Annotated in this window: 22 protein-coding genes, 3 pseudogenes and 1 riboswitch; of the genes and pseudogenes, 19 read left to right on the forward strand and 6 right to left on the reverse strand. The window is 72.2% G+C overall.

The annotated features are described in order from the left end of the window. Positions 1–45 precede the first annotated feature (45 nt). The 6 genes from ABZS42_RS13485 to ABZS42_RS13510 all read left to right on the forward strand — a co-directional run bounded on the left by ABZS42_RS13485 (position 46) and on the right by ABZS42_RS13510 (position 4916). On the forward strand, positions 46–1437 hold the full coding sequence (locus tag ABZS42_RS13485; RefSeq protein ID WP_355144888.1) for a pitrilysin family protein: 1392 nt from the start codon (positions 46–48) through the stop codon (positions 1435–1437). Positions 1438–1516: 79 nt separating this feature from the next. Next, complete coding sequence (dapB, locus tag ABZS42_RS13490) at positions 1517–2290, forward strand: 4-hydroxy-tetrahydrodipicolinate reductase (protein WP_355144890.1); 774 nt, start codon at positions 1517–1519, stop codon at positions 2288–2290. 135 nt (positions 2291–2425) lie between these two features. After that, positions 2426–2839, forward strand: a complete 414-nt coding sequence (locus ABZS42_RS13495; RefSeq protein WP_355144987.1) for a GNAT family N-acetyltransferase — start codon at positions 2426–2428, stop codon at positions 2837–2839. A gap of 480 nt (positions 2840–3319) precedes the next feature. Beyond that, the gene (locus ABZS42_RS13500; RefSeq protein WP_355144892.1) at positions 3320–3742 is read left to right on the forward strand and encodes a hypothetical protein; all 423 of its coding nucleotides are present in this window, start codon (positions 3320–3322) and stop codon (positions 3740–3742) included. 63 nt (positions 3743–3805) lie between these two features. After that, positions 3806–4027, forward strand: a complete 222-nt coding sequence (locus ABZS42_RS13505; protein WP_355144894.1) for a hypothetical protein — start codon at positions 3806–3808, stop codon at positions 4025–4027. 346 nt (positions 4028–4373) lie between these two features. After that, positions 4374–4916 (forward strand): carbohydrate ABC transporter permease, encoded by a 543-nt coding sequence (locus ABZS42_RS13510; RefSeq protein ID WP_355144896.1) that lies wholly within the window; start codon positions 4374–4376, stop codon positions 4914–4916. 31 nt (positions 4917–4947) lie between these two features. Here ABZS42_RS13510 and ABZS42_RS13515 read toward each other — a convergent pair whose 3' ends face one another. After that, on the reverse strand, positions 4948–5553 hold the full coding sequence (locus tag ABZS42_RS13515) for a GNAT family N-acetyltransferase (RefSeq protein ID WP_355144898.1): 606 nt from the start codon (positions 5551–5553) through the stop codon (positions 4948–4950). A 35-nt stretch (positions 5554–5588) separates the two neighbouring features. On the opposite strand from ABZS42_RS13515, the gene ABZS42_RS13520 reads away from it, so the two are divergent. Beyond that, a complete protein-coding gene (locus tag ABZS42_RS13520) occupies positions 5589–6866 on the forward strand; it encodes a glycosyltransferase 87 family protein (protein WP_355144989.1) in 1278 nt (425 codons plus the stop codon). Here the strand turns inward: ABZS42_RS13520 and ABZS42_RS13525 are convergent. After that, on the reverse strand, positions 6765–7319 hold the full coding sequence (locus ABZS42_RS13525) for a GNAT family N-acetyltransferase (RefSeq protein WP_355144900.1): 555 nt from the start codon (positions 7317–7319) through the stop codon (positions 6765–6767). The genes ABZS42_RS13520 and ABZS42_RS13525 overlap by 102 nt on opposite strands. A gap of 80 nt (positions 7320–7399) precedes the next feature. Here ABZS42_RS13525 and ABZS42_RS13530 point away from each other — a divergent pair, with 80 nt between their 5' ends. The 4 genes from ABZS42_RS13530 to ABZS42_RS13545 all read left to right on the forward strand — a co-directional run bounded on the left by ABZS42_RS13530 (position 7400) and on the right by ABZS42_RS13545 (position 12114). Next, positions 7400–8629: a crosslink repair DNA glycosylase YcaQ family protein gene (locus ABZS42_RS13530; RefSeq protein WP_355144902.1), complete on the forward strand. Its 1230-nt coding sequence runs from the start codon at positions 7400–7402 to the stop codon at positions 8627–8629. A gap of 101 nt (positions 8630–8730) precedes the next feature. Then, on the forward strand, positions 8731–9243 hold the full coding sequence (locus ABZS42_RS13535) for a DUF2752 domain-containing protein (RefSeq protein WP_355144991.1): 513 nt from the start codon (positions 8731–8733) through the stop codon (positions 9241–9243). Between the two features lie 203 nt (positions 9244–9446). Next, positions 9447–10373, forward strand: a complete 927-nt coding sequence (gene dapA / locus ABZS42_RS13540; RefSeq protein WP_355144904.1) for a 4-hydroxy-tetrahydrodipicolinate synthase — start codon at positions 9447–9449, stop codon at positions 10371–10373. 52 nt (positions 10374–10425) lie between these two features. Continuing rightward, a complete protein-coding gene (locus tag ABZS42_RS13545; protein WP_355144906.1) occupies positions 10426–12114 on the forward strand; it encodes a ribonuclease J in 1689 nt (562 codons plus the stop codon). Positions 12115–12165: 51 nt separating this feature from the next. Here the strand turns inward: ABZS42_RS13545 and ABZS42_RS13550 are convergent, their stop codons facing one another. Both ABZS42_RS13550 and ABZS42_RS13555 read right to left on the reverse strand, forming a co-directional pair. Continuing rightward, positions 12166–13860 carry a YbjN domain-containing protein gene (locus ABZS42_RS13550; RefSeq protein ID WP_355144908.1) on the reverse strand — a complete coding sequence of 565 codons (1695 nt, stop codon included), beginning with the start codon at positions 13858–13860 and terminating at the stop codon, positions 12166–12168. Between the two features lie 29 nt (positions 13861–13889). Then, positions 13890–14369: a YbjN domain-containing protein gene (locus ABZS42_RS13555; RefSeq protein WP_355144910.1), complete on the reverse strand. Its 480-nt coding sequence runs from the start codon at positions 14367–14369 to the stop codon at positions 13890–13892. Positions 14370–14482: 113 nt separating this feature from the next. Here ABZS42_RS13555 and ABZS42_RS13560 point away from each other — a divergent pair. The 3 pseudogenes from ABZS42_RS13560 to ABZS42_RS13570 form a co-directional block, all read left to right on the forward strand. Continuing rightward, positions 14483–15964: pseudogene (locus tag ABZS42_RS13560) on the forward strand (DNA translocase FtsK 4TM domain-containing protein); the annotation flags it as partial. Positions 15965–16243: 279 nt separating this feature from the next. Further along, positions 16244–17230 (forward strand): annotated as a pseudogene (locus tag ABZS42_RS13565) (LAGLIDADG family homing endonuclease); the annotation flags it as partial. A 135-nt stretch (positions 17231–17365) separates the two neighbouring features. After that, positions 17366–18427 (forward strand): annotated as a pseudogene (locus ABZS42_RS13570) (FtsK/SpoIIIE domain-containing protein); the annotation flags it as partial. Positions 18428–18557: 130 nt separating this feature from the next. Here the strand turns inward: ABZS42_RS13570 and ABZS42_RS13575 are convergent. Together ABZS42_RS13575 and ABZS42_RS13580 are read right to left on the reverse strand one after the other, a co-directional pair. Continuing rightward, entirely contained in the window at positions 18558–18803 is a 246-nt protein-coding gene (locus ABZS42_RS13575) for a hypothetical protein (RefSeq protein WP_355144912.1), read from the reverse strand. Positions 18804–18971: 168 nt separating this feature from the next. Next, complete coding sequence (locus ABZS42_RS13580) at positions 18972–19286, reverse strand: multidrug efflux SMR transporter (RefSeq protein WP_355144914.1); 315 nt, start codon at positions 19284–19286, stop codon at positions 18972–18974. Positions 19287–19344: 58 nt separating this feature from the next. Next, positions 19345–19409, reverse strand: a riboswitch (guanidine-III (ykkC-III) riboswitch). 126 nt (positions 19410–19535) lie between these two features. On the opposite strand from ABZS42_RS13580, the gene ABZS42_RS13585 reads away from it, so the two are divergent. From ABZS42_RS13585 to ABZS42_RS13605, 5 genes are all read left to right on the forward strand, one after another. Further along, a complete protein-coding gene (locus tag ABZS42_RS13585; RefSeq protein WP_355144916.1) occupies positions 19536–20459 on the forward strand; it encodes an ornithine cyclodeaminase family protein in 924 nt (307 codons plus the stop codon). A gap of 113 nt (positions 20460–20572) precedes the next feature. Continuing rightward, positions 20573–22120 (forward strand): 30S ribosomal protein S12 methylthiotransferase RimO, encoded by a 1548-nt coding sequence (rimO, locus tag ABZS42_RS13590; protein ID WP_355144918.1) that lies wholly within the window; start codon positions 20573–20575, stop codon positions 22118–22120. A 77-nt stretch (positions 22121–22197) separates the two neighbouring features. Then, entirely contained in the window at positions 22198–22797 is a 600-nt protein-coding gene (pgsA, locus tag ABZS42_RS13595) for a CDP-diacylglycerol--glycerol-3-phosphate 3-phosphatidyltransferase (RefSeq protein ID WP_355144920.1), read from the forward strand. A gap of 148 nt (positions 22798–22945) precedes the next feature. Then, a complete protein-coding gene (locus ABZS42_RS13600; RefSeq protein WP_355144922.1) occupies positions 22946–23476 on the forward strand; it encodes a CinA family protein in 531 nt (176 codons plus the stop codon). 230 nt (positions 23477–23706) lie between these two features. Next, positions 23707–24162 carry a helix-turn-helix transcriptional regulator gene (locus tag ABZS42_RS13605; protein ID WP_355144924.1) on the forward strand — a complete coding sequence of 152 codons (456 nt, stop codon included), beginning with the start codon at positions 23707–23709 and terminating at the stop codon, positions 24160–24162. Positions 24163–24168 lie beyond the last annotated feature (6 nt).

Raw genomic sequence — 24168 nt, forward strand, 5'->3', positions numbered from 1 at the left:
TTTTCTCGTTCCACCCACCCCTCGTCAAAGTGAGAGCAGGTTTGCGTGAGTCGGGCCCAGCGTGCGCCGTTCCCTGCGCGTCGACGGGAGGTGGCGGCGGCCGGGACACCGCGTTCCGGCGCCACCGGCCGGGCGGATACCCGGACCATCAGCGAGGACCCGCTGGGCGGCACGGTGCGACGTACCGTGCTCCCCAACGGGTTGCGCGTGCTGACCGAGGCGATCCCGGCGATGCGCAGCGTGTCGTTCGGGATCTGGGTGTCGGTCGGCTCGCGGGACGAGACCGGCCCGGACTCCGGTGCCGCGCACTTCCTGGAGCACCTGCTCTTCAAGGGCACCCGCAAGCGCAGCGCGCTGGAGATCTCCTCGGCGATCGAGGCGGTGGGCGGCGAGACGAACGCCTTCACCACCAAGGAGTACACCTGCTACTACGCCCGCGTGCTGGACGAGGACCTGCCGCTGGCGATCGACGTGATGTGCGACCTCGTGACCGACTCGGTGCTGGACGCGGCAGACGTGGAGACCGAGCGCGGCGTGATCCTCGAGGAGATCGCCATGCACGACGACGAGCCCGGTGACGAGGTGCACGACCTCTTCGCCCGCGCCGTCTACGGCGACCTCCCGCTGGGCCGGCTGATCTCCGGTACGGAGGAGACGGTCACCGCGATGACGCGCCCGCAGATCCAGGACTTCTACCGCCGGCACTACACCGCCCCGCAGATCGTCATCGCCGCCGCGGGCAACCTGGACCACACGGCGGTGGTGGACCTGGTCCGGCAGGCGCTGCAGGGCACGCCGCTGGACGCCGATCCGGGCACTCCGGCGCCGCACCGTCCGGCAACCCCGGCGGTACGCACCCGTCCCGCCGCCACGCTGGTGGAGACGAAGGAGACCGAGCAGGCGCACCTCATCCTCGGCTGCCCGGGCATCGACCGGATCGACGATCGACGGTTCGCCCTCGGCGTGCTCAACAACGTCCTCGGCGGCGGCATGTCGAGCCGCCTGTTCCAGGAGATCCGCGAACAGCGAGGGCTGGCCTACTCGGTCTACTCCTACGCCAGCCAGTACGCCGACAGCGGCCTGTTCGCCGTCTACGCCGGCTGCGCCCCGGGCAAGGTGGACGAGGTCCTGGAACTGACCCGCGCCGGACTGGCCCGAGTGGCCGCCGACGGACTGACCGAGGCGGAGATCGCCAGGGGCAAGGGCATGTCGAAGGGCTCGTTCGTGCTCGGCCTGGAGGACACCGGCTCGCGGATGAGCCGGCTGGCCAAGGGGGAGTTGCTCTATGGCGACCTGATGCCGGTGAACGAGTTGCTCGCCCGGGTGGACGCGGTGACCATCGAGGACGTCAACGCGCTCGCCGCCGACCTGCTCGCCCGGCCGATGTCGCTGGCGGTGGTCGGTCCGTTCGGTACCGGCGACTTCGCGATCGGCTGACCCGACGTGCGGGTTCGGGATGACCGCACCTGCCGCCCGCCGGGGTCGGTCGCGTCCCGATTGGGATAGGTTGTGCCCCGTGAGTGAAGAGCAGGAGACAAACCCGGCCGAGCCGCTGCGGGTCGGCGTCCTGGGTGCGCGCGGCCGGATGGGTGTCGAGGTGTGCAAGGCGGTCGACGCCGCCACCGACCTGGACCTCGTGGCGACGATCGACCAGGGCGACGGCCTCCAGGTCGTCGCCGACGCCGCCGCCCAGGTGGTCGTGGACTTCACCACCCCGGACGTGGTCATGGACAACCTGCGGTGGTGCATCGACCAGGGCATCAACGCCGTGGTCGGCACCACCGGCTTCACCGAGGAGCGGCTGGAGCGGGTACGCGGCTGGTTGGCCGACCGGCCCGGCGTCGGCGTCGTGATCGCCCCCAACTTCGGCATCGGTGCGGTGCTGATGATGCAGTTCGCCGCGCGGGCCGCCCGGCACTTCGAGTCGGTCGAGATCATCGAGCAGCACCATCCCCGCAAACTCGACGCGCCGAGCGGCACCGCGACGCACACGGCCCGGCAGATCGCGCGGGCTCGCGCGGAGGCGGGCCTCGGCCCGGTGCCGGACGCCACGAAGGACGAGGTGCCGGGCGCGCGGGGTGCGGAGATCGACGGCGTACGGGTGCACGCCGTACGCGCCACCGGGCTCGTCGCGCACCAGGAGGTGCTGTTCGGCACCACCGGCGAGACCCTGACCATCCGGCACGACTCGTACGACCGGGCCTCGTTCATGCCGGGCGTACTGCTCGCCGTGCGAGCGGTGCGTAACCGTCCCGGCCTCACCGTGGGCCTGGACCCGCTGCTCGACTGAGCGCCGCTCGGCGGAAACCGTTCGCTGTCGTACCGTGGTCGCCTCTAGGCTGCCCCGGTGATCGATGCTGGGCACCGGGATCGGGACAGGCGCGCCATCACCCTGCGGTCGGTGGACGACGACAACTGGCGGGTGGTGGCCGATGTGGCGCCCCGTGACGACCAGCGGAACTGGGTGGCCGCGCTGGCCGCGCGGTACCTGCTGCTGACGATGCGTGGCGATGTGTGGAAGTCCCTCGCCGTGTACGCGGACGAGACGGTCGTCGGACACGTCATGTGGGGCGTCGACGGCGACGGCTCACACTGGATCGGCGGCATGATCATCGATGCCGCTGAGCAGGGTCGGGGGATCGGGCGGGCCACCGTGGCGACGCTCGCCGGATGGCTGGCGGCTCGGGACGGGGAGCCGCCGGTGCGGCTGTCGTACCACCCGGAGAATAGGGCGGCCGCCGCCCTATACACGTCCCTCGGCTTCCAGCCCACCGGTGCCGTGGAGGACGACGAGGTGATCGCCGAACTCACCCTGCCCTCGTCCGCTCCGAAGCGCTGATCACGAGGCTGACGGCGATCCGAGAGATCGAAGCCGCCAACCTCATGATCAACGATGTGGGTCAGTCGGCGACGGGATGATCGGCGGGGGCGGGGCGCTGGGCCGGGACGGTCGGCGCCGCGTCGACCGTGACGGTCAGGCCGGCCGGGAGGCCGCTGATCGTCGGCTGCCCGGCCCGGTCCACCGCCACGTCGACCCGGGCGCCGGCGACCGTCAGGCGGCTCCGCCGCGACCGCGCCGAGCCGTGCGCCGGCGAGCGGGGCGAGCCGGACCGCGCCGGCGGGCACGTCGGGGTAGAGCCCGGTGGCGGCCTGGAGCAGCAGCACCGCCCCGGCCGCGGCCCACGCCTGCGGCCGGCACGCCGCCGGGTAGGGCACCGGCCGGCCGAGCAGCGAGCGGTCGTCGCCGCCGTACAGCTCGGGCAGGCGGTAGTCGAACGCCTCGGCCGCGCCGAGCAGGCCGTCGGCGAGGGTGAGGGCGGTGTCCCGGAAGCCGGCCCGGGCCAGGTTGCCGAGCACGATCGCGGTGTCGTGCGTCCAGACCGAACCGCTGTGGTACGACAGCGGGCTGAACCCGGCGTCGTCGGTGGACATGGTGCGCAGCCCGAACACGCCGGCCAGCGCCTCGGTGCCGAGCAGCCGGGCCACCTGCGACTCTTCCTCCGCGTTGAGCAGGCCGGTGCCGAGCAGTTGGCCGATGTTGCTGGTCAGCGAGTCGACGGTCCGCTTGTCGCGATCCAGCGCGAGCGCCGGCGCTGGCCCGTACGGCCCGTCGACCCAGAAGGCCGCCCGGAACCGGCGCGCCAACCCGGCGGCGTGCTCGCGCCAGCGGTCCCCGCCGGAGCGGCCGAACGCGTCCAGCAGCCGGGCTCCGTTGACCGCCGCCTCGTGGGCGTACCCCTGAACCTCGGCGAGCACGATCGGCGGCGCGGCCAGGGCGCCGTCGCGGAACCGGACGGTGTACGTGATGAGCCAGGGTGAACCCGCCAAGACCAACCTCACCCCGGCCTACCTGTCGTACCGGACCGCGTTCCGGGAGTTCGACTACGGCTCCGGCGCGGCGATCTCGTTCGTGCTGTTCCTGATCATCATCGTGTTGACCCTGATCCAGCGTCGGGTGATCAGCGACCGAGACCCGGTCGACCGGCGGCGCGGCCGGTGGCGTCGACGCGTACCGGAAGGGTCGTGACATGGCCGTGCTGACCGCCCGCCGGTCGCGGCGACACCCGCGCGGCGGCGCCGCACCGGCCGCGGTCTGGCCTCCCGGATCCTGGGGTACGCCACGCTGATCCTCTTCGGGCTGGTCTTCCTCCACCCGTTCGTGATCCAGCTCGGCAACTCGTTCAAGACCGAGCCGGACGCGTCCGCCAACCCGCTCTCACCGTTCCCCGACCCGCTCTCGTTGGCCGGCTTCGAGCGGATCTTCGCGGGCACCAACTTCCCGCTGTGGCTGGGCAACTCGCTGCTGGTCACCGTGCTCGTGACGGTCGGCCGGGTGTTCTTCGACTCGCTGGCCGGGTACGCGCTGGCCCGGCTTGCGGTTCCGCGGCCGCGGCTGGCTCTTCGCCACGGTCGTCGCGGTCATGGCGGTGCCCCCGGTGGTGCTGCTCATCCCGAAGTTCCTGGTGCGCAACCAGCTCGGCATGTACAACAGCTACGCCGGGCTGGTCGTGCCGCTGCTCGCCGACGCGGCAGGCGTGTTCATCATGAAACAGTTCTTCGAGTCGGTGCCGGTGCGCGTCGAGGAGGCCGCCCGCATCGACGGTGCGAGCGTCTTCCGCACCTTCTGGTCGGTGGTGCTGCCGATGGCGAAACCGGCGCTGATCACCCTGACCATCCTGTCGTTCCAAGGCTCCTGGAACGAGTTCCCGCACAGCCTCGTGGCGGTGCAGGACCCGGACCTGTTCACCCTGCCGCGCGGTCTGGCCGACCTGGTCAGCGGATCGCTCGGCAAGGGCAGCCAGTACCCGCTCAAGCTCGGCGCCGCCCTGCTCGCCACGATTCCCGTGGCGATCATCTTCGTGGTGTTCCAGCGCTACTTCGTGCGCGACGCCAACGACGGCTCCGACAAGGGCTGAACCGAACGCCCCGGGCCCGCCGGCGGGTCGCTCAGTCGACCGGCGTGGCCGGGGCGGGCGGGGCGGGGGCGGGCTCGGCGGCGAGCGCCACGTGCAGGCGGAGCTGGGGGACCAGCATGTCGTCCACGTCGAGGGCGCGAGCCGCCCCGTCGGCCGACCAGCCGGTGCTGGTGAGGAACTTGCGGGTCGCCTCGTCGCCGTCGAACGCCCAGGCCACCGCACGGTCGAAGCCGTCGGCACGCCACAGCTCGACACTGGCGGCGAGCAGCCGGCTGCCGTGCCCGCGCCGGCCCCACCGTGGTTCCACCAGCAGATCGGTGACGGCCGTGACGCCGCCGCCGAGCGACTCGGCCGGCTCGTTCGGTGCGAGCGCCTCGGCGTCGGCGGGCCCGGAGGCGACGAACCCGACAAGATACGATTGCTCGGCCTGTTCGACGGCGACCAGCACCCGATGGGAGTCCGAGGGCGGTTCCTGCACCGCGGCGGTCCACCGCCGGGCGAGCCACGCCTCGTCCAGGTTCTCCAGGACGTGCCGGGGCAGGATCCGGCGATAGGCGACCCGCCAGGTCGCGAGCTGGATGCGTGCGATCTCGCCGGCGTCTTCCGGACGCGCCGGGCGGACGTACCCGAGAGCCATGGGACGTGAGCCTACGCAGGGCGAGGGAGGCGGCGATCGTGCAGGGTGCCAGTAGGACGGTCGCGCAGGTGGTGGGCGTGTCGCTGCTCGCCGTCGCGGTGAGCGCCTTCCTCTCCGTCGCGGCCGTCCGGCACGGCTTCTTCGATCTCCAGGTCTACTACGGTGCGCTCAACTGGTGGGTGCACGACGGTGGGGAGATCTACGACTACCTCCGGCCGCTGACCCAGTACGGCTTCACCTACCCGCCGTTCGCCGCCCTGGTCATGCTGCCGATGGCGTACCTCCCGTGGCTGGCCGCCATCGTCGTCAGCGTGGCCGCCACGGTCGTCGTGACCGTGGTGCTCTTCTGGTGGCTGATCGATCCGATCTCCCGGCGGGCCGGCTGGACCCGCTGGTTCGTCCTCGCCGTGGCGCTCTGCCTGGCCGCCGCGTACGAGCCGATGCGCGAGACGGTCAACTTCGGCCAGGTCAACATGCTGCTGCTCTTCCTGGTCGCGATCGATCTGCTCCGGCTGCTCCCGCGCGGCAACCGCTGGGCCGGCGTGGGCATCGGGCTGGCCACGGCGATCAAGCTGACTCCGGGCGTCTTCATCGTCTACCTGCTGGTGACCCGGCGCTGGCGGGCGGCCGTCACCTCGATGGTCACCGCGGCCGCGGCGACCCTGGTGGCCGCCGCGCTGTTCCCGGACGCCTCACGGGAGTTCTGGACCGAGGCGCTGTGGAACACCGGCCGGGTCGGCGAGTTGGCGTTCGTCTCCAACCAGTCGCTGCGTGGGGTGGTGGCCCGGCTCGACCCGGAGCACCCGAGCACGCTCGTCTGGCTGGTGCTGGTACTCGGCACGTTGGCCCTCTGGGCGTGGCGGTCCCGCGTCGCCGCGGCCGTCGGTGACGAGGCGACCGGGCTGGCGCTGACCGGCGCGGTGATGTGCCTGGTCAGCCCGGTGACCTGGGTGCACCACCTGGTCTGGCTGCTGCCGGCGCTGATCCTCCTGGTCGACAACGCGATGGCCGCTTCCGCCCGTACCCTGCGGCGCCGTCTGCTGCTGGCCGCCGCGTTCGTCGGGTACGGCCTCCTGATCAGCCGGATCGTCTGGTCCTGGGAGCAGGACTTCACCGGGCCCGACGGCTTCCTCGGCAGCAACACGTACGTGTGGATCAGCCTCGCGCTGCTGGCCTTCCTGCCGGTCCGCCGTTGGCTGGTCCCGCCCGGATCAGGCGACGAGGCGTCCGCTGTACCGCAGCTCGACGAGCCGGACGGGCGGGCGCCCGCCGCTGAGCGGAACCGGGTAGGTGGTCCACTCTCCGTCCGGTGACAGCCCGGCGCGAGCGTAGAACCGCCGGGCCCGATGGTTCTCCTCCAGTACCCAGACCCGGTAGCCGGTGAAGCCCAGGGACGTCAGCCCCGTACAGGCGGCGGCGAACAGGGCTCGCGCCGTACCGTCGCCCCAGTGCGCCGGGTCGACGTACAGGGCGAGAAGTTCGCCGCGGCTCGGGTCGAGGTTGGTCCGATCCTGGTCGACCCGGTACGGCCCGAAGGAGGCGAAGCCGACGATCCCCGCGTCGCCGGCCTCGGCCAGCAGGGTGGTGAACGGGTGCTCCGGTGCGGCGGTGCCGAGGTCACGTCGGCGCTGCGCCCAGGCGGTCACGTTCAGCCGGCCCAGCACCTCGTCCGGCATGATGTCGGCGTAACCGGCCTGCCAGCCTCGTACGTGCACCCGGGCGATCGCCTCGGCGTCGTCGGGCTCCTCGGGACGGATGGTCAGCACGCGTCCGTTCTATGTCTCTTTGGGTGAGCCGTCCAGTGTCCGCGCCGTGATGTCGGTGGGTTGGGCTAGGGTCGCCCGCGATGGCCGCTCCGGAATCGCTCTCGCTCGCCCAGGCCCGCCGGGTGGCGCTCGCCGCCCAGGGTTTCGCCGATCCCGCGCCCACCGGCATGCCCACCCGCCGTCATCTGCGCCGGGTGCTGGACCGGGTCGGGCTGATCCAGATGGATTCGGTCAACGTGCTGCAACGCGCGCACTACCTGCCGCTCTACAGCCGGCTCGGGCCCTACCCGACCAGCCTGCTCGACACGGCGGCCTACCGCCGGCCCCGCGATCTCTTCGAGTACTGGGGGCACGAGGCGTCCCTGGTCCCGGTCGGGCTGCACGCGGCGTTGCGCTGGCGGATGGCCCGGGCACACAGCGAGGCCTGGGGCGGCATGCGCCGGATCGCCCAGGAACAGCCCGAGCTGGTCGCCTGGGTACGTGACGAGGTGGCCGCCCGGGGGCCGCTGACCGCAGCCGAGATCGAGCACGACGCGCCCCGCGAGACCGGCAACTGGGGGTGGAACTGGTCGGCGGTGAAGCGGGCGTTGGAGTTCCTCTTCTGGGCCGGTGAGGTGAGCGCTGCCGAGCGCACCACCTCGTTCGCCCGCCGCTACGACCTGCCCGAGCGGGTACTTCCCGCCGCGGCGCTGGACGCCCCCACCCCGACCGACGCCGAGGCGTACCGGACGCTGGTGGCGGTGGCCGCCCGGTCGCTCGGGGTGGCCGCCGAACCGGAACTGCGCGACTACTTCCGCCTTCCGGTCGCCGGGGCCCGGCAGGCCATCGCCGAACTCGCCGAGTCCGGCGAGCTGCTGCCGGTCACCGTGACGGGTTGGCGACAGCCCGCCTGGCTGCACGCCTCGGCCCGGCTACCGCGCTGGGTACGGGGCAACACCCTGGTCAGCCCCTTTGACCCGCTGGTGTGGGAGCGCAGCCGCACCGAGCGGCTCTTCGACTTCAGCTACCGCATCGAGATCTACGTCCCGGCCCCGCAGCGCGTGTACGGCTACTACGTGCTCCCCTTCCTTCAGGGGGAGCGCTTCACCGCCCGGGTCGACCTGAAGGCCGACCGGAAGGCACGCGCGCTGCTGGTACCCGCCGCCTGGGTCGAGCCGGGCGCCGACCCGGGCGAGACCGCCGTGGCGCTCGCTGCGGAGCTCTACCGGCTCGCCGGTTGGCTCGGTCTCGACGCGGTGGCGCCGCCCGCCGCGGGCGACCTGGCCGGTCCGCTGGCCGCCGCGCTGCTCGGCGTCGCAGGTGTACGGTGAATCGCGTGACGAGCGTTGACGGACCCGCCGTCCCACCGCAGCCGCCCGGCGGCGCGAGCCCGCCACCCGGTGCGGTTCACGGAGCTGTCGCGGCTCCCGGTGTGACCGCACCGGCCGGCTGGCCGGTGGATGCCTCTGCGGCATACCCGCCCTATCCGGTGCCGGAGCCCGACCGGTTCACCCGGTTCGTGCTCCGGCTCTACGATCGCTCGCCCCGGTGGGCCGTGCCGCTGGCCGCGCTGGGCTGCGTGGGGTTGGGCATCGCCTACACGTTGATCAGCGATCCGACCCGGTCGGATCCGACGGCCGCGCCCAGTTGCCTGCTCAAGCTGACCACCGGCCTGGACTGCCCGGGCTGCGGCGGCACCCGCGCGCTCTGGTACGTCGTACACGGCGACCTGCCCGCCGCCGCCCGGCACCACTTCGCCTTCGTCTTCGCGCTGCCCTTCCTGGCATACCTCTTCGTCGCCTGGGCGGGTCGGCAGGCGTTCGGTTGGCGGTTGCCGGAGCTGCGCATCAGCAACAAGGTGATCGGCGGGTTCATGATCGCCTGGCTCGCCTTCTCGGTGCTGCGCAATCTCCCCTGGACCCCGTTCACGTCCCTCTACGTCTGACCCGCGGGCCCGACGACCGTGCGCCGGGCAGGCGACCGGCTGACCGGCGTCACACCGCCGGGCCCGGGCGGCGGCCCGGCCCACCACCACAGCCCACGGGAAGCCGGAGACGGCGCAGCTCCCGGTGAAGCCGATCGCGGGGACAGACCTCTCCTGAGCCCTTCCCCGGCGGGTGCTCCCGGGTCGTCCGCTAGGTTAAGAGGATGACGCACGACCACCCTGACACCCCCGGCCGGGCGGTGTCCCGTCCCTTCGGGCGGGTGCTCACCGCCATGGTGACCCCGTTCACCGCCGACGGCGAGCTCGACCTCGACGGTGCCGCCCGGCTGGCGAACCATCTGGTCGACGAGCAGGGCAACGACGCGCTGGTGGTCAACGGCACCACCGGCGAGTCGCCGACCACCAGCGACGCGGAGAAGGAGCGCCTGATCCGGGTCGTCGCGGAGGCGGTCGGTGACCGGGCCAAGGTCGTGGCCGGGGTCGGCACGAACGACACCCGGCACACCATCGAGCTGGCCGTGGCCGCCGAGAAGGCGGGTGCGCACGGGCTGCTGGTGGTGACGCCGTACTACAACAAGCCGCCGCAGAGCGGGTTGCTGCGACACTTCACCGCCGTCGCGGACGCCACCGGACTGCCGGTGATGCTCTACGACATCCCCCACCGGGCCGGGGTGCCGATCGCCGCCGAGACGATGGTGCGCCTCGCCGAGCACGCGCGGATCGTCGCGGTGAAGGACGCCAAGGGTGACCTGACGGCGACCAGTTGGGTGACCAGCCGCACCAACCTGGCCTTCTACAGCGGGGAGGATTCGCTCACGCTGCCCGCCCTGGCTGTTGGCGCGGTCGGCGTGGTCGGCACCTCCACCCACTTCACCGGCGGACTGACCAAGCAGATGATCGAGGCGTACGACGCGGGCGACAACGCCGCCGCGCTCGCCCTGCACCGCCGGCTGCTGCCGATCTACACGGGCATCTTCCGTACCCAGGGAGTCATCCTGGTGAAGGCGGGCCTGAGGGCGGCCGGTCTGCCGGCCGGGCCGGTGCGGCCTCCGATGGTCGACGCCACCGACGACGAGATCACCCAGCTGCGCGCCGACTTCGCCGCAGCGGATCTCAAGCTTTCCGAATGACCGAACGACACGACGGACGCCCGGTGACGGCGTCGCAGAATGAGGTGCAAGCGTGACCGAGGCGCACATCGAGGCGGAACTCCCCCCACCGCTGCCGGAGGGCGGGCTGCGGATCATCCCGCTCGGCGGGCTCGGCGCCATCGGTCGGAACATGACCGTCTTCGAGTACGACGGCAAGCTGCTGGTGATCGACTGCGGCGTGCTCTTCCCCGACGTCGAGCAGCCCGGTGTGGATCTGATCCTGCCGGACTTCGGGCCGATCCTGGATCGGCTCGACGACGTACAGGCGATCGTGCTCACCCACGGCCACGAGGACCACATCGGCGCGGTTCCGTACCTGCTCGCGCACAAGCCGGACATTCCGCTGGTCGGCTCGCAGTTCACCCTCGCCCTGGTTGAGGCGAAGCTCGCCGAGCGACGCATCCAGCCCTACACGCTCACCGTGCGGGAGGGCGGCCGGGAGCAGCTCGGCCCGTTCGAGTGCGAGTTCTTCGCGGTGAACCACTCGATCCCGGACGCGCTCGCGGTGGCCGTGCGTACCCCCGCCGGCCTGGTGCTGCACACCGGCGACTTCAAGATGGACCAGCTCCCGCTGGACGGCCGGATCACCGACCTGGCCGGGTTCGCCCGGCTCGGCGCGGAGGGTGTGGATCTGCTGCTGTCGGACTCCACCAACGCGGAGATCCCCGGCTTCGTCACGCCGGAACGGGAGATCGGGCCGGTGCTCGACTCGATCTTCGCGAAGGCCAAGGGCCGGATCATCGTGGCCTCGTTCGCCTCGCACGTGCACCGGGTGCAGCAGGTCTTCGACTCCGCCGCCGAGCACGGCCGCAAGGTCGCGCTGATCGGCCGGTCCATGGTCCGCAACATGGGCATCGCCCGGGACCTGGGCCTGCTCAACATCCCGGCCGGTCTGGTCGTCGGGATCGAGGAGGCGACCACGCTGCCTCCCGAGCAGATCGTGCTGATGTCCACCGGTTCGCAGGGCGAGCCGATGAGCGCGTTGGGCCGGATGGCCAGCGGCGACCACCGGCACATCACGATCGCGCCCGGCGACACGGTGGTGCTCGCCTCCTCGCTGGTGCCGGGGAACGAGACCTCCGTCTACCGGGTGATCAACCGGCTGGCCCGGGCCGGCGCGGTGGTCGTGCACAAGGACGTGGCCAAGGTGCACGTCTCCGGTCACGCCCCGGCCGGCGAGCTGCTCTACCTGCTCAACGTGGTGCGCCCCAGCAACCTGATGCCGGTGCACGGCGAGTGGCGTCACCTGCGCGCGCACGCCCGGCTCGGCATCGAGTCCGGGGTGGCCGCCGACCGGGTCGTGCTCTGCGAGGACGGCGACGTCGTCGACCTGGTCGAGGGGCGGGCCAGCCTGGTCGGCCACGTGAAGAGCCGGTACGTCTACGTCGACGGTCTCGCCGTCGGTGACGTGAGCGAGTCGCTGCTGACCGAGCGGCGGATCCTCGGTGACGGCGGGTTCATCGCGACCACCGTCGTGGTCGACTCGGTCACCGGCAAGGTGGTCGCCGGCCCGACTGTCTCGGCGAAGGGCTTCTCGGAGGATCCGGGGGCGTTCAACGGTGTCATTCCGTTGGTCACCGAGGCGCTGAACCGGGCCGCCGCGGACGGGATCACCGACCCCCACCAGCTTCAGCAGATCGTCCGACGCACGGTGGGGCGCTGGGTCAACGACGCGTACCGCCGCCGCCCGATGATCGTGCCCACCGTGGTCGAGGTCTGACCGGACCGACGCGCCACCGGCCCGGCCGCCACGGCACGGGCCGGCTGGCCGTCAGGGCAGCGCCGCGACCGCTTCGGCGTACGCGACGCCCGTGGTGATCGCCGCGTTCAGCAACACAGCGAGCTGAGCCGGGGCCACCCCGTGCGCCAGGTCCGTGCTGACGTCGCCGGCCAGCACCAGTTCACCGTCGGGGTCGTGCACGTACGCCTTCGGCAGCAGCCGGTCGTGGTTCCAGGCGTTGCAGAACGCGTACGCCTCGGCTCGGCGGGCGGCCGGGAGGCGGCGGGTGGCGAGCGACCGGGCGTGCAGGATCTCGCCCCGCTCCCCGAGCTGCCGGAACTGGATCACCGCGTCGCCCCAGCGGCCGACCACCGTCGCGCCGGACTCCACCGCGTACCGGTCGCCGCGCCGGTCCAGCGCATCGGTGATCATGGACAGCGTCAGGGGTGCCGGCTCCAGGTCGGCCGGCTCCGGATCGTCGTCCGGGCGCTCCGTCCCGTCCGCCGGGTCGTCTGCGGGCAGCGGCACCGGTACGGCCACCGGCCGTTCGGCCAGCCAGGCGGCGATCCGGCCGGACTGGTGCCCGGTGCCATTGCGGGCGTCGAAGCTGCCGGCCAGCTCGGTGGCCACCCCGAGCAGTACGCCGCCGAGCGTTGCGACATCGAGTTCGGTGACCGGCCGCTGCCCGTACGCCGGCCGGCGCACCGTGCGCCCGTCCAGCCCCGCCTCCACGGCGAGGTTGCAGACCAGCGCTCCGGCGGCGGCGAACTCCATCGCGGACAGATCGTCGTACGGGTGGTCGAGCCGGGGCAGCTGCTCGGCGAGAATGTCCAGGGCCCGGCCCGGGTGCCCGCCGAGCACACAGAACCGCAGGTGGGTGGCGAGGTGCGGGAAGGAACCCCGCTCGCCACGGTGCCGCCGGTACGCCCGGACGTGCGCGGCGCCGGCCCGCTCCGGTTCGCCCTGCCGCAGCCACGGCAGCAGCGCCGCGGTGAGCGCCCGCTCCGGCTGGTCCGTGCAGTCGACCGCGCCGTCGAGGACGTTGCGCAGCTCGTCCAGCGCGGCGGCCTGGTCGCCCCAGCCGGCCAGCAGTTCCGCCCGCCGCGTCGGTGCGCAGCCGGGGCAGCCACCGACCGGGCCGGGTTCGGCGGCCGCCCAGCGCTCGTACCACTCCCGGGCGGTCGGTTCGTCGCCCAGGTGGTCGGCGATCCGGCAGCGGAGCTCGGCCACCGCCTCGGCTTCGGCACCGATCCGGCGGGCCAGGTCGCCGACCGTCCGGGCCTGGTCGAGTCCGACGCGTGGGGTGCCGAGCAGCGCCTCGATCGCGTACCGCTGATAGCGCGTCAGCAGCTCGCCCTCGGCCTCGGTGAAGATTTCCGGGCGGCGGTCGAGGACGGCCAGGCAACGCCGGGCCGGTTCGACGAGCCGCCACCGTTCACCGTGGAGCAGGGCCGTCTCGATCAGCGCGAGCCGCGCCTCGACGGCGGACCGGTCGTCGCCGGCCGCGTCGGCCTGGGCGGCGATCCGTTCCAGCTCCACCAGCCGGGCCGGGCCGTCGGGCTGGTCGCGAATCTCGGCGAGCGCGGCCACCAGCTCGCGGCTGCGGCCGGCCGGCGTGCGGCCGTGCCCGGCGAGGCCGAGATCACCGAGCGGGGCGGTCCGTCCGCCGGGCCCGCGGGCACCACGGTCCGGGCGGCCGGCGGGGCCACTGGCGTCGCCGCCGCGCGGACCACCGGGCCCGCTCATCTGACGACGGGGGCGCCCGCCGGGACCACTCACGGCAGGGGCCCCCGGGGGAGTTGCCCGACCGCCGCGGCGAGCTGGCAGCCGGTGGAGATGCCGCAGTCGAGCAACTGGTTTAGCTGGTGCGGGGTGACGCCGCGTTCCAGGTCCGTGATCACCTCGCCGCAGACCCGGGCCGCACCGTCGTCGTCGACGTGTACGAAGGCCTTCGGCCAGAGTCGCTCGTGGTTCCACGAGTTGCAGAACTCGTGCAGCGCCGGGACCTGCTCGATGTGGAAGGCCGGCGCGACCATCGTGCGGATCTGCAGCAGTTCACCGGCCTCGCCCAGCCGCAGGAACCACACCAGGTTGTCCTCCCAGCGACCGACCAGCTCGCCGTCGGCGTCGGCGGTCACGGCGTACCCGCGGTTGCCCAGCACCGCGGCGATCAGCTCGCCGGTCAGCGGTCGCAGCCGTCGCGGGTGTCCGGCCAGCGGCCCGTCCGGACCGTCCTCGCTTCCCGGCGACGCCATCGGGCATCCCTTCTGAGGCAGATATCACGTCATGTGGCGGAGTCCGCGCTGCAACGCGCGGACACGACCCGGAAAAGCGGCGATCCACCGGGCCGCGCCGTTACGGTGATGCTATGGCGGGCCGTACCTCTCAGGCGAGCCGGCGGCGCGGCGCGTCGCCGCGCGGTGGGACGAACAACCGCGCCCGCCAACCGGCGAAGAAGACCCGGGCCCCGGTCCGGCGCCGCACCCGAGCCACCCGTCCGGGCCCCGCCGTCTACGTCGGACGGGCGCTCGGCGCGCTGTGGATGGGCCTGGCGCACGGGATGGGCTGGGCGGTCCGGGCCGCCGGCCGTCAGGCGGCGTCCGCCCGCGAGCTCGATCCGGAGCACCGGCGCGACGGGGCCGGGCTGCTGCTGTTCGGCCTCGCGCTGCTCAGCGCCGTGGGGATCTGGTTCTCCGGCGCGGGCCCGGTGGGGGAGCGGCTGGCCGACACCGTACGGCTCTTCCTGGGTGCGATCTCCGTGGTCGTACCGGTGCTGCTCGGGATCGGCGCATGGCGGCTGATGCGCCAGCCGGGCGACCCGGAGCACCGGGGCCGTGGGCTGGTCGGCTGGGGGTCGATGCTGCTCGCCACGGCGGCCATGCTGCACATCGGACAGGCGCCGGTCGACCCGGCGGAACGTGACTTCGCGGGTGGTCTGATCGGCGCCGGCATCGGCAGCCTGCTCGAGCGGGCGGTCACCGCCTGGGTCGCGATCCCGTTGCTCATCCTACTGCTCCTGTTCGGGCTGCTGGTCGTCACCGCGACCCCGATCAACAAGATTCCGGAACGGCTCGGGATGCTGGCCGGCACGTTGGTCGCCTCGCCCGCCAAGGCGGACGAGCCGGAGGAGGAGGCCCCGGCCAAGCCGGCCCGGAAGCGACCGGCGAAGCGTAAGCCCCCACCCGTCGACCCGGAGGCCTTCGAGGACCTCGACGGCGTCGACCTGCAGGACACCCTCGTGCTGACCCGTACGCCGCCGGCCAAGGTGCCGGTCAGCCGGAAGCCGGCCGAACCGCCGGAGCACTCGCCGCTGCCCACCCGGGCCGAGCAGCTCGCGCTGACCGGGTTGGCGGGCGACTACACGCTGCCGCCGGCCAACCTGCTGGGCAGTGGGGCGGCGCCGAAGAGCCGGAGCAAGGCGAACGACGAGGTGATCGCCGCGCTCACCGGCGTCTTCGACCAGTTCGATGTGGACGCCGCGGTGACGGGCTTCACCCGCGGTCCGACGGTCACCCGCTACGAGGTGGAGCTGGGACCGGGCGTCAAGGTCGAGCGGATCACACAGCTCTCCCGCAACATCGCGTACGCGGTCAAGTCGCCAGACGTACGGATCCTCAGCCCGATCCCGGGCAAGAGCGCGGTCGGCGTGGAGATCCCCAACACCGACCCGGAGAACGTCTCCCTCGGCGACGTCCTGCGGTCCCGGGCCGCCACCGCCGACCACCATCCGATGGTGGTGGCGCTCGGTAAGGACATCGAGGGCGGCTACGTGGTTGCCAACCTGGCTAAGATGCCCCACATCCTCGTGGCAGGCGCGACCGGGGCTGGCAAAGCTCTGGCTCTCGACACACCGATCGCCACGCCCACCGGTTGGTCCACGATGGCTGATCTGCGAGTGGGTGACCAAGTATTTGACGAACAGGGGCAGCCGTGCACCGTGGTCGCGGCAACGGCGGTGATGCACGGGCGCCCGTGTTACGAGGTCGAGTTCTCCGATGGCACAGTCATCGTGGCCGACGCCAACCATGAGTGGCGGACGACGACCCGGGCTGGGCGTACCCAGCGCAGACAACGGTGGAAGGACGGTTCCTACTGGACGGAAGCTGATCGTGAGCTGACGTCTCGCCGGATGCAGGTCGTGCTGGACGAGCCCGACCGGCCCGTATCCACCAACGAGGTGGTGACGGATCTCGGCGATCGGTTCCGGAACGTCCTCTACCAGGTGCTCAGCGAGGTACCGAGAGAGCAGACGCTCGGCCGGGTGCCCTATGACCGTGGCGGCCGCACGATCACTCGATGCGTGCCAACGTACTCCCGCCACCGCGTGTACGAGGCGCTGGCCCAACGAATTCTCGCTCCCGGCCGATCAGGCGGCAGGAAAGCCCACGACGAGAGGACTGTGACAACCCGGGAGATTGCGGCGACTCTGCGGGTCGGTCCCAACGGACAGTGGGCGAACCACGCCGTCGACGTGGCTCGGCCGCTGCTCTGCGCCGAGCAGGAGTTGCCCATCGCGCCTTACACCCTTGGCTGTTGGTTGGGAGACGGCACGACAGGCACGGCCGGTATCACGTGCGCCGAAGATGGGATTTTGGATCAAATCCGGTTAGACGGTTACGAGGTCGTCCGGCAACCCGGTGGTCGTATCCACTACACGATCTCCAATCGGCAGGAACGCGAACTCCGCCTCTTGGAAGCTCTGCGCCTCGTGTCGCAGGGCATGAGCGGACCGGTTGCGGCCCGTAAAGTCGGCGTCTCTGTCACTGCCGTGTACCTGGCCCGTAAGCAGAAGGCGGCGGACGGTGAGTTGCCGGCCGGGTCCGCAGGGATCACCGACCGAGCTCCGTACCGCACGATGTGTGCCCTGTTCCGTGAAATCGGTGAGAAGCACATTCCACCGGTCTATCTCCGGGCGTCCGAGAGTCAGCGGCGGGCGCTGCTGGCCGGCTTGTTGGACACCGACGGCACCGTGTCGAAGCGTGGAGGGGTGGAACTCGCACTCACCTGCGAGCGGCTGGCCCACGACGCTCTCGAGCTCATTCTCGGACTGGGTTACCAGGCGACCATGACCACGAAGGCGGTCAAGGGCAGACGTCCCGAGACCTCGACCTGTTACCGGATCCATTTCACGCCTGATGACAAAGTCTTCCGGCTCAACAGGAAGCTTGCCTGCCAGGTGACGGTGACCCGTCCCACCACATCGCGGCGCTACATCGTGGATGTGCGACCGGTGCCGTCGGTCCCGGTGCGATGCATCGAGGTGGACGGCCCGAGTCATCTCTTCCTGGCCGGTCGCACCCTCGTTCCGACGCACAACTCCAGCCTGCTGAACTCATTGCTGGTGTCGATCCTCACCCGGGCCACACCCGACGAGGTGCGGCTGTTGTTGGTCGACCCGAAGCGGGTCGAGCTGACCGGCTACGAGGGCATCCCGCATCTGGTCACGCCGATCGTGACGAACCCGAAGAAGGCGGCCGACTCGCTGGAGTGGGTCGTCCGCGAGATGGACATGCGTTACGACGACCTCGCCGCCAACGGGGTCCGGCACATCGACGACTTCAACCGCAAGGTGCGCAACGGCGAGATCAAGGCCCCGCCGGGCAGCGAGCGGGAGCTGCGGCCGTACCCGTATCTGCTGGTGATCGTGGACGAGCTGGCCGACCTCATGATGGTCGCGCCACGGGACGTGGAGGATTCCATCGTCCGGATCACGCAGCTCGCCCGGGCCGCCGGCATCCACCTGGTCCTGGCCACCCAGCGCCCCTCGGTCGACGTGGTGACCGGTCTGATCAAGGCGAACGTGCCGTCCCGGCTCGCGTTCGCCACCTCGTCGCTGGCCGACTCGCGGGTCATCCTCGACCAGCCCGGCGCGGAGAAGCTGCTCGGCCGCGGCGACGGGCTCTTCCTGCCGATGGGTGCGTCGAAGCCGATCCGCATCCAGGGCGCGTGGGTCACCGAGCGCGAGATCGCCGATGTGGTCAAGTTCTGCAAGGACCAGCGCGAACCGGAGTTCCGCTCGGACGTGCTGACCGTGGCGCAGGAGAGCAAGAAGAAGATCGACGCGGACATCGGTGACGACCTCGACCTGTTGCTGCAGGCGGTCGAGCTGGTGGTGACCTCTCAGTTCGGCTCCACCTCGATGCTGCAGCGGAAGCTGCGGGTGGGCTTCGCCAAGGCCGGCCGGCTGATGGACCTGATGGAGACGCGGGGTGTCGTGGGGCCTTCCGAGGGCTCCAAGGCCCGGGACGTGCTGGTCAAGCCGGACGAGCTCGAGGAGGTCCTGGTCGGCATCCGCGGCGGCGGCGACGACTGACACCGCCGGTGGTGCCGGCCGACCGGCTTCCGGCTGGTCACGACCGGTGGTGGTCGCCGGCCGGAGCCGACCGGCCTGGTGGGACACGACGGAACCCGCCGGCCGACCGGCGGGCTCCGGGTGTCGTCGGTCAGGAGTTGATGATCGCCATGGCGATGATGAAGCCGAGGATCGCGCCGATCACACTCGCGGCGGCCGCGTACCAGCCGAGCGGCTTGTCGCCGAGCACGGCGCCGACGATGCCGAGGATCACGCCGATCACCCCGAAGATCAGCGGGGACAGGAAGAGCGCGAGGACCGCGAAGACGAAACCCAGGATGGTGCAGACGCGCGCCGCGCTGCTGCGGGGGCGGGCGGTGGTCGGAATGTCGGCCATGACGTCCTCCGTGGTGAGAGCAGTGGCTGTCGGCCGATCACTACCCAGTTCGTCACCGCCGTACGCACCCCGGTCGATGCCGGTCGACCGGTTCCGCCGATGCGTGGGATCCGCAACGGCGTGGGCCGGTCGGGAACGGGCCGGCCCCTCGGCGGCAGCGGATGCGGCTCAGTGGAAGAACTTCAGCCCCACTACGCCGGCGATCACGAGGAAGAGGCAGAGGATCCGGGGCAGGCTGGTCGGCTCGTGCAACGCGAGCATGCCGACCAGGGAGGTGCCCACCGCGCCGATGCCGACCCACACCGCGTACCCGGTGCCGACCGGGATGTCGCGCAGCGCGTACGCCAGGCCGGCCATGCTGCCCAGCAGGGCCACCACGAAGACCACCGAGGGCAGGGGGCGACTGAACCCGGCGCTGCGGTCCAGGGCGATCGCCCACGCCGTCTCGAGCAGTCCGGAGAGCACCAGCACGATCCAAGCCATCGCCGCCACCTTTGCACAGCGCCCGGCTCAGGGGGCCGGGACGAGTCGGTTCACACATGTCGGGGCGTCTTCGCCTGACCGGGTACGCCCGCCGCTCGTCCGGGGTGGCCGAAACAGCGCCACCGGAGCCGACCGTAGCACCGCGCGCGGGGTGCGTGGCGATCATCGGGCCGGACGCGGGCGGGGGTGGGTCGACCACGTCACGACACGTTGACCTAAACCTCGCTTCAACTTGCAGTATTACCGGTCATGACCCTCTTCTACTCCGACGCGGAGGTGTCTACCGCGCTGGACGCCGCCACCACGGTCGACGCCATGCGTGCCGCCCTGCTGGCCGCGTACGACGGGCGGCTGGTCGCCCCGCCACGGGCCTCGGCGTCGCTGGACGGAGGTCGGATGGTGCTGACCGCCGGTCACCTCAGCGGCGAGTGGTACGGCTACCGCTCGTACGACACGTTCGGGCACCCGGAGTCCCAGCAGCTCGTGGTCCTGCACGACGGGCGGACCGGCGCGGTCCGGGCGGTGGCGGTCGGCGAGGAACTGGGCTCCAGGCGTACCGGCGGACTCGGCGGGGTGGCGGTCGCCGTCCTGGCCCGCCCGGACGCGGCGACCGTCGGTGTGATCGGCTCCGGACGGCAGGCCTGGACGCAGGTGTGGGCCACCGCCGCGGTACGCCCGGTGCGGGAGGTGACCGTGTACAGCCGCTCGGCCGCCCGGCGGGAGGCGTTCGCCGCCCGGGTCCGCACCGAGCTGGACATCGCGGCCCGGGCGGTGGACGACTCGACGACCGCCGTCGCCGGCCGGGACGTGGTGGTCCTCGCCACCACCAGCCCCACCACGGTGGTCGACGCCGCCGACATCTCGCCCGGCACGCACGTGAACGCCGTCGGGTTCAAGCAGCAGGACCGCGCCGAGTTCGGCCCGGACCTGCTCACCGCCGCCGACGTCCTGGCCACCGACTCGCCGGCCCAGGCCGGCGCGTACACCCCGCCGATGCTGGCCGCCGAGCCCCCGCACGCCGAGCGTCTGCGGGACCTCGGTGCGGTGCTCGCGGGCGCCGAGCCCGGCCGGACCGACCCGGAACAGATCTCGGTCTTCTGCTCGGTCGGCCTCGGCGGCACCGAGGTCTTCCTGCTGGACCACCTGGTCCGAGTCGGCGCGACGACGGTCTGAGCCGTCGCGGGCGCGACCGCGCCGGATAGAGGGGTGGGTGGTGATCAATGTCGCCCTCGCCCGCCCGGCGGGCCGCCGTTGACCGGCGCTCCGGGACGGCCCGGTACCCTCGGATGGTGTCTGCCACCTCCGCTTCCGACCACTCCAGCTCCGCACGTCTGGCGCCGCGCCGCGACGTGGAGCCCGCCGCCGAAGGCCGCCGCGTCGCCCTGCTGACCCTGGGCTGCGCTCGTAACGAGGTCGACTCGGAGGAGCTGGCCGCCCGGCTGCACGCCGACGGCTGGCAGGTCACCACCGACGGCGAGGGCGCCGACGTGGTGGTCGTCAACACCTGCGGCTTCGTGGAGAAGGCCAAGCAGGACTCGATCCAGACGCTGCTCGCCGCCGCCGACACCGGGGCCAAGGTCGTGGCCGCCGGTTGCATGGCCGAGCGGTACGGCCGGGAGCTGGCCGAGAGCCTGCCGGAGGCGCAGGCGGTGCTCAGCTTCGACGACTACCCGGACATCGCCGCCCGGCTCGACGCCGTGCTCGCCGGTGAGCACGTCGGCGCGCACACCCCGCGCGACCGGCGGGAACTGCTTCCGCTCACTCCGGTCGACCGCCGTGCGGCCGCGGTGTCGCTGCCCGGTCACGGCATCCCGACCCGCGCCGCCGTCGAGGCCGACGAGCACACCCCGGCTCACCTGCGCCCGGTGCTGCGCCGACGGCTGGAGACCGGCCCGGTCGCCTCGCTGAAGCTGGCCAGCGGCTGCGACCGACGCTGTGCGTTCTGCGCCATCCCCGCGTTCCGTGGGGCGTTCGTCTCGCGTACGCCCGACGAGCTGCTCGCGGAGGCCGAGTGGCTGGCCAAGACCGGCGTGCGCGAGCTGGTGCTGGTGAGCGAGAACTCCACCTCGTACGGCAAGGACCTGGGGGACCCGCGCGCGCTGGAGAAGCTGCTGCCGCAGCTCGCCGCGATCGACGGCATCGTCCGGGTCCGGGCGAGTTACCTCCAGCCGGCCGAGACCCGGCCCGGCCTGATCGAGGCGATCGCCACCACGCCCGGCGTCGCGCCCTACTTCGACCTGTCGTTCCAGCACTCCAGCGAGCCGGTGCTGCGCCGGATGCGCCGTTTCGGTTCCACCGACCGGTTCCTCGAGCTGCTGACCGCCGCCCGGGACCTCGCGCCCGGGGCGGGGGCGCGCAGCAACTTCATCGTCGGTTTCCCCGGCGAGACCCGGGCCGACGTGACCGAGCTCGTCCGGTTCCTCTCCGAGGCGCGACTCGACGCGATCGGTGTGTTCGACTACAGCGACGAGGATGGCACCGAGGCCGCCGGGCTGCCCGGGAAGGTCTCGGCCGCGACGATCAAGCGCCGGTACGACAAGCTCAGTGCCCTCGCCGACGAGCTGTGCGCGCAGCGGGCCGAGGAACGGCTCGGCTCGACGGTCGAGGTGCTGGTCGACTCGATCGACGACGGGGTCGTGGAGGGGCGCGCGGCGCACCAGGCACCCGAGGTGGACGGCTCCACCACCCTGGTCGCCCCCGAGGGTGGCGGCGTCGACCTGGCCGCGTTGCGCCCGGGCGACCTGGTACGCGCTACGGTGACCGGCACCGAAGGGGTCGACCTGTTGGCCGTACCGGATGAGATGATCTCGGCGGCGCCCGGCGCGGCACGGTGACGGCGGGCCCGGACGGAGCGGGGAGGCCACGTGGTGGGGTACGGCAGACGCCACGGCCGGCCGTGCGGGGTGAGCCGGTGACCGAGGCGACCGACTCCACGCCGGCTCGGGTGGTCGGCCCGGTGCCGCTGCTCAACGCGGCCAACGCGCTCACCGCGCTGCGGCTGGTGCTGGTGCCGGTCTTCGCCGCCACGGTGGTCGTCTCCGGCATGACCCACGCCGGCTGGCAGATCGCCGCCTGTCTGATCTTCGCGTTCGCCTCGGCGACCGACCTGGTGGACGGCTGGATCGCGCGCCGGTTCGGGCTGGTCACCTCGGTGGGGAAGGTGGCGGACCCGATCGCCGACAAGGCGCTCACCGGTGCCGCCCTGGTGCTGCTCTCCTGGTACGACCGGCTGCCCTGGTGGGTGACCGCGCTCATCCTCGTGCGTGAGCTGGGCATCACCGCGATGCGGTTCTGGGTGATCCGGCACGGCGTCATCGCGGCCAGCCGCGGCGGCAAGATCAAGACGGCGCTCCAGATCATCGCCATTGCCTGGTACCTCTGGCCGATGCCGGCCGCGCTCGCCCCGGTCGGCCCCTGGATCATGGGCGCCGCCGTGGTGGTGACCGTGGCCACCGGCTTCGACTACCTGGCCCAGGCCGTACGCCTACGCCGCCCCCGCCCCGACGCCTGACCCCAACCCGCCCCTTCCGGCGATCATGAGGTCGGCGGCGGGCACGGAGATCGAAAACGCCGTCAGTCCCACGATCGGCGGAAGTCCTGGGGCGAATGGGCGGTGGGGCGGTGCGGTTTGCCCCAGGTCGTGGGGGAAGGATGGGGGCATGGAGAGCGACGCGCACGGGGAACGGCCGGTCGGTAGCCCGGCGGCCGGGGTGGTGCACAGTTTGTCCCAGCGGCACGAGACGCTGGCGACCGTCGAGTCGCTGACGGGCGGGCTGCTCTCCGCCGCGGTGGTGGAGATCGCAGGGGTGAGCGGTGTCTACCGGGGCGGCCTTGTGGTCTACGCCACGGAACTGAAGTCGAAGCTGGCCGGCGTACCGACCGATCTGCTCGCCCAGCGCGGCCCGGTCGATCCCGACGTCGCGGTGGCGCTCGCCGAGGGCGGCCGGCAGCGCTGCGACGCCGACTGGGGTCTGGCCACCACCGGGGTGGCCGGCCCGGAACCGCAGGACGGCAAGCCGGTCGGGCTGGTCTACGTGGCCGTGGCCGGGCCGGGTGGCTCCTCGGTGCGGCGACTCGACCTGTCAGGTGGCCGGGAGCACATCCGCTCCGCCGCGGTGATCGAGGCGCTGCGCCTGCTCGCCGAGCGGATCCACGAGGTGGACGCCGCCGATCTGGCCGACGCCGGGTAGACCGCCAGGACGCCGACACCGGCCAGGCCGGCAGCGACGACGGCGGCGCCGACGCCGGCTCGGTGGACGTCGACGCCGGTCGGCCGCGGCGATCCGACGGGCGGGGCGGGATGTCGCCGGGCCGGGCAACGGGTACCGTTGTGGGAAGACTTCGTCGGTCGGTGCCGGCGCGGTCCACCGCGTTCGACCCGTGCCGCCGGGGAGAATGCGGTCGGAGAGGGGGAGGTGCGATGGTCCTGCTACGCCGAGTGGTCGGTGACGCATTGCGGGCACGCCGGCAGGGGCAGCACCGCACCCTGCGTGAGGTTTCCTCCGCCGCCAACGTCAGCCTCGGATACCTCTCCGAGATCGAGCGTGGCCAGAAGGAGCCGTCCAGCGAGCTGCTGGCGGCGATCTGCGACGCGCTGGGCGCGCGCCTGTCCGAGCTGCTGCGCGAGGTGAGCGACACTGTCGCGCTCGCCGAGCAGATGCCGAACGTGCTGGTGCCGGTGAAGGACGAGCCGGCGGGGTCCACCCCGGTGCCGTCGGCTCCGGCGGCCAAGGCCACTGGTCGGGGCGTTCGCCAGGTCAGCTCCGACGGCACGGTCGCCGTCTCCGTACGCCAGGAGTCTCCGCTCAAGGCCACCCTGCGCAGCACCCGGGTCCGCACCACCGAGCGCGACCGCGACGTGGTCTGCGCCGCCTGAGTCTCC

This window comes from Micromonospora sp. NPDC005367 (assembly GCF_040606825.1).
Classification (GTDB): Bacteria; Actinomycetota; Actinomycetes; order Mycobacteriales; family Micromonosporaceae; genus Micromonospora.